Annotated in this window: 10 protein-coding genes; 8 read left to right on the plus strand and 2 right to left on the minus strand. The window is 73.8% G+C overall.

What is annotated here, in order from left to right:
• Positions 1-43 precede the first annotated feature (43 nt).
• Genes QQK22_RS09155 through pepN form a run of 3 tightly spaced genes read left to right on the plus strand, consistent with a single transcriptional unit; the run spans position 44 to position 4237 of the window.
• The gene (locus QQK22_RS09155; RefSeq protein WP_284250642.1) at positions 44-916 is read left to right on the plus strand and encodes a VOC family protein; all 873 of its coding nucleotides are present in this window, start codon (positions 44-46) and stop codon (positions 914-916) included.
• Between the two features lie 9 nt (positions 917-925).
• Entirely contained in the window at positions 926-1594 is a 669-nt protein-coding gene (locus tag QQK22_RS09160) for an alpha/beta hydrolase (protein WP_284250643.1), read from the plus strand.
• A 57-nt stretch (positions 1595-1651) separates the two neighbouring features.
• Positions 1652-4237: an aminopeptidase N gene (gene pepN / locus QQK22_RS09165; RefSeq protein WP_284250644.1), complete on the plus strand. Its 2586-nt coding sequence runs from the start codon at positions 1652-1654 to the stop codon at positions 4235-4237.
• An 89-nt stretch (positions 4238-4326) separates the two neighbouring features.
• Here the strand turns inward: pepN and malQ are convergent, their stop codons facing one another.
• The gene (malQ, locus tag QQK22_RS09170; RefSeq protein ID WP_284250645.1) at positions 4327-6513 is read right to left on the minus strand and encodes a 4-alpha-glucanotransferase; all 2187 of its coding nucleotides are present in this window, start codon (positions 6511-6513) and stop codon (positions 4327-4329) included.
• Positions 6514-6602: 89 nt separating this feature from the next.
• Between malQ and QQK22_RS09175 the strand changes: the two genes are divergently transcribed.
• On the plus strand, positions 6603-7460 hold the full coding sequence (locus QQK22_RS09175) for a mechanosensitive ion channel family protein (protein ID WP_284250646.1): 858 nt from the start codon (positions 6603-6605) through the stop codon (positions 7458-7460).
• Positions 7461-7543: 83 nt separating this feature from the next.
• Here the strand turns inward: QQK22_RS09175 and QQK22_RS09180 are convergent, their stop codons facing one another.
• A complete protein-coding gene (locus tag QQK22_RS09180) occupies positions 7544-7774 on the minus strand; it encodes a PTS sugar transporter subunit IIB (RefSeq protein WP_284250647.1) in 231 nt (76 codons plus the stop codon).
• Between the two features lie 243 nt (positions 7775-8017).
• Between QQK22_RS09180 and QQK22_RS09185 the strand changes: the two genes are divergently transcribed.
• Genes QQK22_RS09185 through QQK22_RS09195 form a run of 4 tightly spaced genes read left to right on the plus strand, consistent with a single transcriptional unit; the run spans position 8018 to position 11055 of the window.
• Complete coding sequence (locus tag QQK22_RS09185) at positions 8018-8527, plus strand: globin (protein ID WP_284250648.1); 510 nt, start codon at positions 8018-8020, stop codon at positions 8525-8527.
• On the plus strand, positions 8524-9477 hold the full coding sequence (locus tag QQK22_RS09190) for an acyl-CoA thioesterase (RefSeq protein WP_284250649.1): 954 nt from the start codon (positions 8524-8526) through the stop codon (positions 9475-9477). The genes QQK22_RS09185 and QQK22_RS09190 overlap by 4 nt, the downstream gene beginning before the upstream one ends.
• A gap of 52 nt (positions 9478-9529) precedes the next feature.
• A complete protein-coding gene (locus tag QQK22_RS18765; RefSeq protein WP_348525556.1) occupies positions 9530-10018 on the plus strand; it encodes an NAD(P)H-binding protein in 489 nt (162 codons plus the stop codon).
• Positions 9955-11055 carry an SDR family oxidoreductase gene (locus QQK22_RS09195; RefSeq protein WP_348525557.1) on the plus strand — a complete coding sequence of 367 codons (1101 nt, stop codon included), beginning with the start codon at positions 9955-9957 and terminating at the stop codon, positions 11053-11055. The genes QQK22_RS18765 and QQK22_RS09195 overlap by 64 nt, the downstream gene beginning before the upstream one ends.

The raw sequence follows: 11055 nt of genomic DNA on the forward strand, positions 1-11055 counted from the left end.
AACGGACTACTTTGGTTGCAGCGACAACTACTGAGGAGCCCCGATGACCGCCGCCGACCTGCTCGCCCCCGAGACCCGCATGGACACGCTCACGCTGCACGTGGGCGACCTGGGCCTGATGTCGTCCTACTACGCGCGGGCGCTGGCGCTCGAGCCGCTGCGCGAGGGCGACGGCGAGGTCGTGCTCGGGCGGGGTGGGTCCGGCGTCGTCCGGCTGGTGCACACCCCCGGTCTGCCCGCGCCGAGCCGGTCGCAGGCCGGCCTCTTCCACACAGCGATGCTGCTGCCCGACCCCGCGACCCTGGCGGCCACCGTGCTGGCCGCCGCCCAGGACCCGCGCTCGCGGTTCGTCGGCAGCTCCGACCACCACGTGAGCGAGGCGTTCTACTTCACCGACCCCGAGGGCAACGGCATCGAGCTGTACCGCGACCGCCCCCGCGAGGGCTGGTACGGGGCGGACGGCGCGATCGCCATGACGACCCAGCACCTCGATCCGCAGCGCTACCTGGACACGCACCTCGAGGAGCGGGTCGTCGCCGACGTCACGGCGCTGCCGGCGAGCGTCGGCCACATCCACCTCCAGGTCGGCGACCTGGCGACGGCGGAGCGCTTCTACGTCGATGCGCTCGGGTTCGAGGTCACGACGCGCTACCCCGGTGCGCTCTTCGTCAGCGCCGGCGGCTACCACCACCACATGGCGATGAACGTCTGGAACTCGGCCGGCGCCCCGGCCCGCGCCGCGACCCTCGGGCTCGGCGAGGTGACGATCACGGTGCCGACGCGGGAGGACGTCGAGGCGGCCGCCGACCGGCTGCGCCACCACGGCCACGAGGTCGCCGACGACGGGAGCACCCTGCGCGTGGCCGACCCGTGGGGCTCCACCGTCGCGCTCACGCCTGCCCCCGACCCTGCCTAGGGTCGGGGCATGACCCTCGCGATCGACGACGCCGCCACCGTCCGCGTGCCCTCGCCCGGGGCCGCCCCGGGCGCCGACACCACGGCCGACGACGCGCCCCTGCTCCTGCTGCTGCACGGCTACGGCGCGCACGAGGGCGACCTCGTCCCCCTCCTGGAGCACCTGGGGCACCCCGGCGACGCGGCCGCGCTGCGCGCCCCGCTGCCCATGGACCACGGCGGCTGGGCGTGGTTCCCGATCACCACGATCGGGGCACCCGACCCCGCCGCCGTGCAGGCCGCCGCCGACGCCGTGCTCGCGTGGTTGGCGCAGCACGCCGGCGGGCGCCGCGTCCTCGTGCTCGGGTTCAGCCAGGGCGGGGCGGTCGCGCTGCAGGTCGCCCGCACCTCGCCCCAGGCGTTCGCGGCGCTGGTGGTGCTGTCCGGGTTCGTCTCGCCGACCCCGCACCCGGGTGACGCGGCGCTCGCGGCCGCGGCCCCGCCGTCGTTCCTCGGGCACGGCGACGCCGACGCCGTGATCCCACCCGCCGTCACCGAGCTCACCGCCGCCTGGATGGCGGAGCACACCACCCTCACCCGGCGCGCCTACACGGGCCTCCCGCACGGCGTCGGCGGCCAGGAGGTCGCCGACGTCGCGGACTTCCTCGCCGGGCTCGCCGGGGCGCGCGTGGAAGGATGATCGGCGGCCCGCGACCCGGGCCACGCTCGAATCCAGCCCCACCGCGAAGGAGCACCCGTGCCCGGAGAGAACCTCACCCGCGCCGAGGCGCAGCAGCGCGCCGCCGTCGTCACCACGCACCACTACGAGGTCGCGCTCGACCTCACCCGGGGCGAGAAGGAGTTCGGCTCCCGGACCCTGGCCCGCTTCGACGCCGAGCCCGGCTCGAGCACCTTCATCGACCTCATCGCGCCGAGCGTGCAGCGCGTGACGCTGAACGGGCGCGACCTCGACGTCGCGCAGGTGTTCGCCGACTCCCGCATCCAGCTCGACGACCTCGCGGCGAGCAACGAGCTCGTGGTCGAGGCCTCCTGCGCCTACATGCACACGGGCGAGGGTCTGCACCGGTTCGTCGACCCGGTCGACGGCGAGGTCTACCTCTACTCGCAGTTCGAGGTCGCCGACACGCGCCGCGTCTTCGCGGTCTTCGAGCAGCCCGACCTCAAGGCGACCTTCGCCTTCACGGTGACCGCGCCGTCGCACTGGCGCGTCATCTCCAACTCCCCGACGCCGGAGCCCGTCGCGGCCGGTGACGACACCGCCACCTGGACCTTCGAGCCCACGGTCGTGCTCCCCTGCTACGTCACCGCGATCATCGCCGGCCCCTACACCGGCGGCGACGGCGAGCTCGTCAGCAGCGACGGCCGCACCATCCCGCTCGGCGTCTACTGCCGCGCCAGCCTCGCGGAGCACCTGGACGTCGCCGAGATCCTCGACGTCACGCGCCGCGGCTTCGCGTTCTACGAGGAGCAGTTCGACTACCCCTACCCCTACGCGAAGTACGACCAGATCTTCGTGCCGGAGTTCAACGCGGGTGCGATGGAGAACGCGGGCGCCGTCACGTTCCTGGAGAACTACGTCTTCCGCTCCAAGGTGACCGACGCGATGATCGAGCGGCGCGCCGTCACGATCCTGCACGAGCTCGCGCACATGTGGTTCGGCGACCTCGTCACGATGAAGTGGTGGAACGACCTGTGGCTGAACGAGTCGTTCGCCGAGTACGCCTCCACGCTCGCGACGGCCGAGGCGACGCGCTGGACCAACGCCTGGACCACGTTCGCCTCCCTGGAGAAGTCGTGGGCCTACAAGCAGGACCAGCTGCCCTCGACCCACCCGATCGTCGCCGAGATCTCCGACCTCGAGGACGTCGAGGTCAACTTCGACGGCATCACCTACGCCAAGGGCGCCTCGGTGCTGCGCCAGCTCGTGGCGTGGGTCGGTGCGGAGGAGTTCATGACCGGCGTCGCCGCGTACTTCAAGGCGCACGCTCACGGCAACACCGAGCTGCCCGACCTGCTGCGCGAGCTCGAGCGCACCTCGGGCCGCGACCTGTCGGGGTGGAGCGGCGTGTGGCTGGAGAAGGCCGGCGTCACGCTGCTGCGGCCCGAGCTCGGGACGACCACGGGTGAGGACGGCGTGCGCCGCATCTCCTCGCTCGCGATCACGCAGGAGGCACCGCAGGACTGGCCGACGCTGCGCCCGCACCGGCTCGCGATCGGGGGCTACGACGTCGACGGCGCCGGGGCGCTCGTGCGTCGGCTGCACCTCGAGCTCGACGTCGACGGCGCGCGCACGCCCGTCACCGCCTGGGACGGCGAGGTGGCGCCCGACCTGCTCCTGGTCAACGACGGCGACCTCGCCTACGCGAAGATCCGGCTCGACGACGCCTCGCTCGCCGCGGCCCTGTCCTCGCTGCGCGGCTTCACCGACTCCCTCCCCCGCACGCTCGTGTGGGGCGCCGCGTGGGACATGACGCGCGACGGCGAGTGGCCGGCGCGCCGCTTCGTCGACCTGGTCCTGGGCAACATCGACGCCGAGACCGACTCGACCGTGGTGATGGTGCTGCTGCGCCAGCTGAACCAGGCGATCGGCGAGTTCGTCGACCCGCGCGTGCGCGGCGAGGTCGGCGAGCGCGCGGCGGACCGCCTGTGGGAGCTCACGACGGCGGCGGCCCCCGGCTCCGACGCGCAGCTGCAGTTCGCCAAGGCGTACGCACTCCGGGCCCGCACGGCGCAGCAGCTGGACCGCCTGGCCGCGCTGCGCGACGGCTCGCTCGAGGTCGCGGGGCTCGCGATCGACGTCGACCTGCGCTGGGAGCTGCTGACCGCGCTCGTCGCCGGCGGCGCCGCGGGCGAGGACGAGATCGCGGCCGAGCTGGAGCGGGACGCGACGGCGAGCGGCGAGCGGGCCGCCGCCGGTGCGCGCGCCGCGATCGCCACGCCCGAGGCGAAGGAGGCGGTCTGGGCACGCGTCGTGGCTGCCGACGAGCTGCCGAACGCGCTGCAGATGGCCACCGTGCTCGGGTTCGCCCGGACGCACGACCGGACGCTGACGGTGCCGTTCGTCGAGCGCTACTTCGCGGCGCTGGAGACGGTCTGGGCCGAGCGCACCAACGAGATGGCGCAGAACGTCGTCACGTGGCTGTACCCGTCCTGGCTCGCCGACCTCGACGACTCGTTCGGGGTCGACGTCCCGGGCCTGACCGACACGTGGCTCGCGCAGCTCGGGGAGCGCACGCCGGCGCTGCGCCGCCTCGTGGTCGAGGCGGCCGACGGCGTGCGGCGCGCGCTCGCCGTGCAGGCGGTCGACCGCCAGCAGGCCTGAGTGGGCTGAGGCCCGCCCCCGGACGTGCTCGTGGGGAGGTTCCGCAGGCTCAGGCCTGCGGGACCTCCCCACGAGGCGTTGCGGGTGGGTCAGCCCCGCTCGTCGGCGCGGCGGCGCAGCTCGTCGTCGACGGCGGAGGTGAGCGAGGCGAACCGGCTCACCTGCGCCAGGTCCTCCAGCAGCACCGCGTTCCCGGCCGAGTCCGCGAGCGGGATCTGCCAGTTGGGGTACTCGGTGTTGGTCCCCGGCTGGTTCTGCGCGCGGCTCTCGCCCACGGCGTCGACGAGCGCGACACCGAGCAGCACGGAGTCCGACGCCGCGAGGTAGCGGTGCAGAGCCTCGACGGTCTCCCGCTCGGTGGGGTGCTGACCGATGAGCCCGCGCTCGCGCAGGAGCCCCAGCATCGTCTCGCGCTCGGCGTCGGCCGCCGCGCGCACCTGCTCGACCGGTTCGGTCAGCAGGTTCAGCCGGTCGCGCAGGTCGACGTGCTTGCCGGCGAGGTAGCCGGCCGTCGGCGGCAGGTCGTGGGTGTTGACGGTGGCCAGCAGCAGCCGGCGGTAGTGCTCGGGCGGGGTGGGGCGGTCGCCGTCGTACTCGAACCACAGGACCGACGTGCCGAGCACACCGCGCGAGGAGAGGTAGTCGCGCACCCACGGCTCGACGTTTCCGAGGTCCTCGCCGATGACGACGGCGCCGGCCCGCTGCGCCTCGAGCGCCAGCACCCCGATCATCGCCTCGTGGTCGTAGCGGACGTAGGTGCCCTCGCCCGCGCCCTTCCCGGACGGGATCCACCAGAGGCGGAAGAACCCGATGATGTGGTCGATCCGCAGGGCTCCGGCGTGGCGCAGCAGACCGCGGATCATGTCCCGCAGCGGCGCGTAGCCCGAGCGCACCAGCGCGTCGGGCCGCCACGGCGGCTGCGACCAGTCCTGACCCTGCTGGTTGTACATGTCCGGCGGCGCGCCGACGGACATCCCGGGCGCGAACATCCGGCGCATCGACCAGGAGTCGGCGCCGCTGGGGTGCACGCCGACGGCGAGGTCGTGCATCACGCCGATGCGCATCCCGGCGCGGTGGCCGGCCTCCTGCGCGGCCCCGAGCTGCTCGTCGGCCACCCACTGCAGCCACGAGTAGAACTCGACGCGCTCGGCGAGCTCGGTGCGCAGCTGCGCGACCTGGGCGCTCCCGACGTCGTCGACCTCCGCGGGGCGGGGACCGCCGTCGTAGTGCTCCTCGAGCGCGCACCAGAGCGCGAAGTCCGCGAGCGCCCGGCCCTCGCCTCGGACGAAGGACTCGTAGGCGCGCTGGCGACCGGCCGAGCGCGGGGCGCGGAACAGGACCTCCAGCGCGGCCTTCTTCGCCTCCCACGCGGCGTCGCGGTCGATGCGGGAGGGGTCGGTGTTGGAGGCGCTGACGCCCTCGAGGCCCCACTCGAGCAGGGCGCGCTGCGCGCTCGGGAGGTAGGCGGCCTCGCGCACGTCCTCGGGGCGGATGTACAGCGGGGAGACGTAGCGGCGCGTCGCGGGGAGGTAGGGGCTGGGCTCGATGCGGCCGGTGACCTCGGCGGCGTGGATCGGGTTGATGAGGAGGAAGTCGGCGCCGCGGCTGCCCGCGATGTCCGCCAGGTCGCCCAGGTCCGCGAAGTCGCCGATGCCCCAGGAGGCGCGCGAGCGCACCGAGTAGAGCTGGGCCATGAGACCCCACGCGCGTTCGCCGTACGCCTCGCGCAGGCCGGGGACCGCGAGGCTGTCCGGGGTGATCGCCAGGATGGTGCGGGCCTCACGGGCCTGTGCGCCCTCGCCCGAGCGCGCCCGCTGCGTCGCGCGCAGCTCGTGCCAGCCGAGCGGGAGGTCGGCCGGGAGCGTGGCGCGCAGGCGCCAGTGGGCGACGCCGTCGACGTCGCGGCTCTCGGGCTCGTCGCCCGCCAGCGCGACGTCGCGGGTGGACCCGTCCTCGAGGTGGAGCACGAGCACGGCGTCGTGCCCGTCCGCGACGTGCACGGGCACCTCGCGCTCCTCACCCTCGCGCAGGATCAGCGACGGCGGCACGAGGTCGCGCCACGGCGACGTCCGCGTCTCCTCGAGCGAGGCCTCCACCTGGGCGGGGGTGAACGTGGCGACCCCCATCGCCCCGAGCACGGCGCGCAGCGTCGCGGCCGGCGGGGTCACGAGGTCGCCGAAGAAGGAGTGGTAGCTGGTCGCGATCCCGTGCGCGTCGGCGAGGGCGAGGAGCGACGCCGACGGCGGATCCTCGTGCTGGGTGTCGTCGCTGGTCATGCGTGTCCTCTCCTGCGCCCGGATGGCCCGATCGATCCTGCCAGACCAGCGCCCAGCAATCACTCAGCGCGTCGACCTAGGCTGGATCGGTGACATTCGAGAACGCCCAGGAAGCCGCCATCCGCTCCGCCATCATCATCGCCATCGGGATCGTGCTGGTGATCATCGCCCGCTGGGTGCTGGGCCGTGTGGTCGGTCGCCTGAGCCGGACCCCGCGCGCGAAGGTGAACAAGACCGGTCGGTTCACCGTCAGCCTCGGATCGGTCCCGATCGACCACGCCCGCGTCCGCCGGCTCAGGACGCTGCACCAGCTCCTGGCCTCCACGATCACCGTGGTCGTGAGCATCATCGTGTTCTCGATGGTGCTGTCGGCGTTCGGTGTGGACATCGCGCCGCTCATCGCCTCGGCCGGCGTCATCGGCGTCGCGCTCGCCTTCGGTGCCCAGTCGGTCGTCTCCGACCTGCTCGCCGGCCTGTTCATGCTGGTGGAGAACCAGTGCAACGTCGGCGACCGCGTCGAGCTCGGCGCGCTCGGCAGCACGCTGGCCGCCGGCACCGTGGAGGAGGTCGGCCTCCGGGTCACCACGATCCGGGACGACGACGGCCGGCTCTGGTACGTGCGCAACGGCCAGATCCTGCGGGTCGCGAACGAGTCGCAGGGGTGGTCCCTCGCCGTCGTCGACATCGCCTTCGACCCCGCGGTGGACCTCACGCAGACGCGCGACCTCGTCGAGGGGCTCGTGACCGAGGCCGTGTCCGACCCCGGGCTGCGCGAGCTCGTGCTGACCGACCGCGAGCCGACCGTGCGCGTCAGCGACATCGGTGCCGCCTCCGCCGTGCTGCAGGTGCGGGTCGAGTCGCAGCCGGGCGAGAACCAGCGCGTCGCCTCCGTGCTGCGCCGTCGCCTCCACGACGAGTTCGCGACGCGGGGCATCACCCTCGCCTGAGACCGACCTCGACCGCACCGACGACGAACGGCGCCGCCCCGGGAGGGGCGGCGCCGTTCGCGTGCTGCTGCGGGTGGGTGCGGTCAGCGCACCTGGTCGAGCCTGGCCGCGAGGTCGTCCGCCTCGGGGCCCACCACGACCTGGACCACGTGACCCGAGCGCACGACGCCGAACGCGCCGTGGCTCTTCAGGGCCGCGTCGTCCACCAGTGCGGGGTCGGCGACCTCGACGCGCAGCCGCGTGATGCAGGGCTCCACCTCGAGGACGTTCGCGGCACCGCCGAGATCCGCCAGGAAATCCAGCTCCTTGGACATGAGTGCCTCCAGTTGATCGAGTCGTCCCACGGCTTCGCGTGCTCGCGCCCACCGTGACCGGATCAGCCTACCCGGGGGTGGCGGGCCCACCCACCCGGGAACCGGCCACCGGGGCGATGCTCAGCGGATGCTCGGGCGACGGTGCGCCGATGCACAGGTGACGCTGAGCCGGAACTCCGCGAGAGCGCCCGACGGCGGCCGGTGCGACCGGTGCAGCCCACGCGGCCCCCCTACCATCGAGGGGTGAGTGAGTCCCGCCCCGCCTTCCCCCGGCCCGCCGCGACGTTCTACGACGAGGTGGGCGGTCGCGAGACGTTCGCGCTGCTGACGGCCCGGTTCTACGAGGGTGTGCGCACCGACGACCTGCTCGCCCCGATGTACCCGCCGGACGATCTCGACGGCGCCCAGGAGCGGCTCGAGCTCTTCCTGGTGCAGTACTGGGGCGGTCCCGGCACGTACTCCGCGCAGCGTGGGCACCCCCGGCTGCGGATGCGCCACGCCCCGTTCGCCGTCACGCCCGCGGCGCGCGACCGCTGGCTCGAGCACATGCGCAGCGCGCTGCTCTCCCTCGAGCTGCCGCCGCTGCACGAGGCGACGCTGTGGGACTACCTCGAGCGCGCCGCCCACGCGATGGTGAACGCCTCCGAGAGTGGCGCCGGCGGCGCCCGTGGTGGTGGCGGTGCGGCACCGTCCGTCCCACCCCCGCAGGCCCCACCCGCCCCGCCGCAGGCCGAGGGGCGGCGGCTCCTGTGACCGCGCTCGACCCGGTCGAGGCCGTCGCCGCCGCAGCCTCGGGAGAGGGACCCGTGCCGAGCGGCGAGGAGGTGTTCGCCGCCGTCGTGCGATCCTTCGACCTGCACCGGACCGACGCCACGACGTTCGCCGGTGACACGCTCCCCCACGCCAACCACCGGATCTACGGCGGCCAGGTCTTCGGGCAGGCGATCGTCGCGGCCGGGCGGACGGTCGCCCCGGACCGGTTCGTGCACTCGGCGCACGGGTACTTCCTGCGGCCGGGGCGCATCGAGTCGCCGCTGACGTTCGCGGTGGAGGAGCTGCGCGACGGCGGGTCCTTCTCCGCCCGGCGCACGCACGCGCTGCAGGACGGCGTGCCGATCCTGTCGCTCATCGCCTCGTTCCAGACCGAGCAGGACGGCGTGACCCACGCCGTCGCCGCGCCGCCCGACGTGCCCGGTCCCGAATGCCTGCCGAGCTCGGACGCGCTGTTCCGGTCCTCCGACGCGATCGCGCGGCGCTACCTCGCCCCGCGCACGGCCTTCGACGTGCGCCACGTGGAGCCGCAGCTGTTCCTGACTCCCGACCCCGAGCCTCGCCCGCACCAGGCGATGTGGATCCGCGCGCACGGCGAGCTCACGGGCGACGCCGTGAGCGACCGCAACCTGCGCGCCGCGCTGCTCGTGTACGCGTGCGACCAGGCGATGCTGGAACCGGTGCTGCGCCGGCACGACGTCTCGTGGTCGAGCCCCGGCCTCAGCGTCGCGAGCCTGGACCACGCGACCTGGTGGCACCGCGACGTCGACGTGACGCAGTGGCTCCTGTACGTGCAGGACTCCCCCGCGGCCCAGGGCGGGCGCGGCCTCGGCACCGCCCGGGTCTACGACACGGCCGGGCACCTCGTGGCGAGCATCGCGCAGGAGGGCATGGTGCGCGTGCGGGATCGCGAGACCGACCGGACGGTCTGACGTCGCAGGACTGCTCGACCGCTTTTCGCGCCTCCCGCCGCAGACTGGAGGAATGACGAACGAGCGAGTGGCAGCGGTGACCGGGGTCACCGGGTACGTCGGCGGCCGGCTGGTCCCCGAGCTCCTCCGCGCGGGGTTCCGCGTCCGCGGCATCGCCCGCAACCCCGGCCGGCTCCGGGACCGACCGTGGCGCGGGGACATCGACGTGACCGAGGCCGACCTCACCGACCCGACCGCCATCCGCGAGGCCCTCGAGGGTGTCGACGTCGCCTACTACCTCGTGCACTCGCTCTCGGCCGACGACACCTTCGCCGCGCGCGACCGCCGCACCGCGCTGACGTTCGCGCAGGCCGCGCGCGAGGCCGGCGTGTCGCGGATCGTGTACCTGGGCGGCATGCACCCCGACGCTCCCCCGGCGAGCTCTCGATCCACCTCGAGTCCCGCCGCGAGATCGGCGACATCCTGCTCGCCTCCGGCGTGCCGACGGCGGCGCTCCAGGCCGCCGTCATCCTCGGCTCGGGGTCGGCCTCGTTCGAGATGATGCGCTACCTCACCGAGCGGCTGCCCGCGATGATCGCGCCGCGCTGGGTCGACACCCGCATCCAGCCGATCGCGATCCGGGACGTGCTGCGCTACCTGGTCGGCGCCGCCGACATCCCGGGCGACGTCAACCGGACGTTCGACATCGGCGGTCCCGAGGTCCTCACCTATCGCCAGATGATCCAGCGCTACGCCCGCGCCGCCGGCCTCCCCCGCCGCACCATCGTGCCCGTCCCGCTCCTCACGCCCGGGCTCTCCAGCCACTGGGTCGGCGTCGTCACCCCCGTGCCCTCGGAGATCGCGAAGCCGCTCGTGGGCTCGCTCGTGCACGAGGTGGTGGCGCACGAGCACGACATCGCGCAGTACGTGCCCGACCCGGACGGCGGCCTCATCGGGTTCGACCGCGCCGTCGAGCTCGCGCTGGAGAAGATCCAGGGCGACGACGTGCAGACGCGCTGGTCCGACGCGCGCCGCCGCGACCCCAGCAAGGGTCAGGACAGCGACCCGGACTGGGCCGGCGGGTCGGAGCTCGAGGACGTGCGCACGCTCGACGTCGACGCCTCACCCGAGGAGGTCTTCGACGTGCTGCAGGCGATCGGTGGCGAGCAGGGCTGGTACTCGTGGCCGCTGGCCTGGCGCGTGCGTGGCGTGCTCGACCGGCTCGTGGGCGGTCCCGGCCACCGCCGCGGCCGCCGCTCGAGCAAGCACCTGGTGCTCGACGACGTCGTGGACGTCTGGCGCGTGGAGGACGTCGAACCCGGGAGGATGCTGCGGCTGCGCGCCGAGATGCGGCTGCCGGGCGAGGCGTGGCTCGAGTTTCGGCTCGAGGCCCGCGACGGCGGCACCCGGATCACGCAGCACGCGCGCTTCACCCCGCGCGGGCTCGCCGGGCAGGCCTACTGGTACTCCCTCATGCCGTTCCACCCGCTCGTGTTCAGCCAGATGATCGCCGGGATCGGCGAGGCCGCCGAGGCGCTGCGGCAGGAGCAGGCCGTGGGCTCAGAAAAGGCCGAGCAGGCCGACACCGCAAGCGACTGA

The sequence above is a fragment of the Litorihabitans aurantiacus genome (assembly GCF_030161595.1).
GTDB classification, from domain to species: domain Bacteria; phylum Actinomycetota; class Actinomycetes; order Actinomycetales; family Beutenbergiaceae; genus Litorihabitans; species Litorihabitans aurantiacus.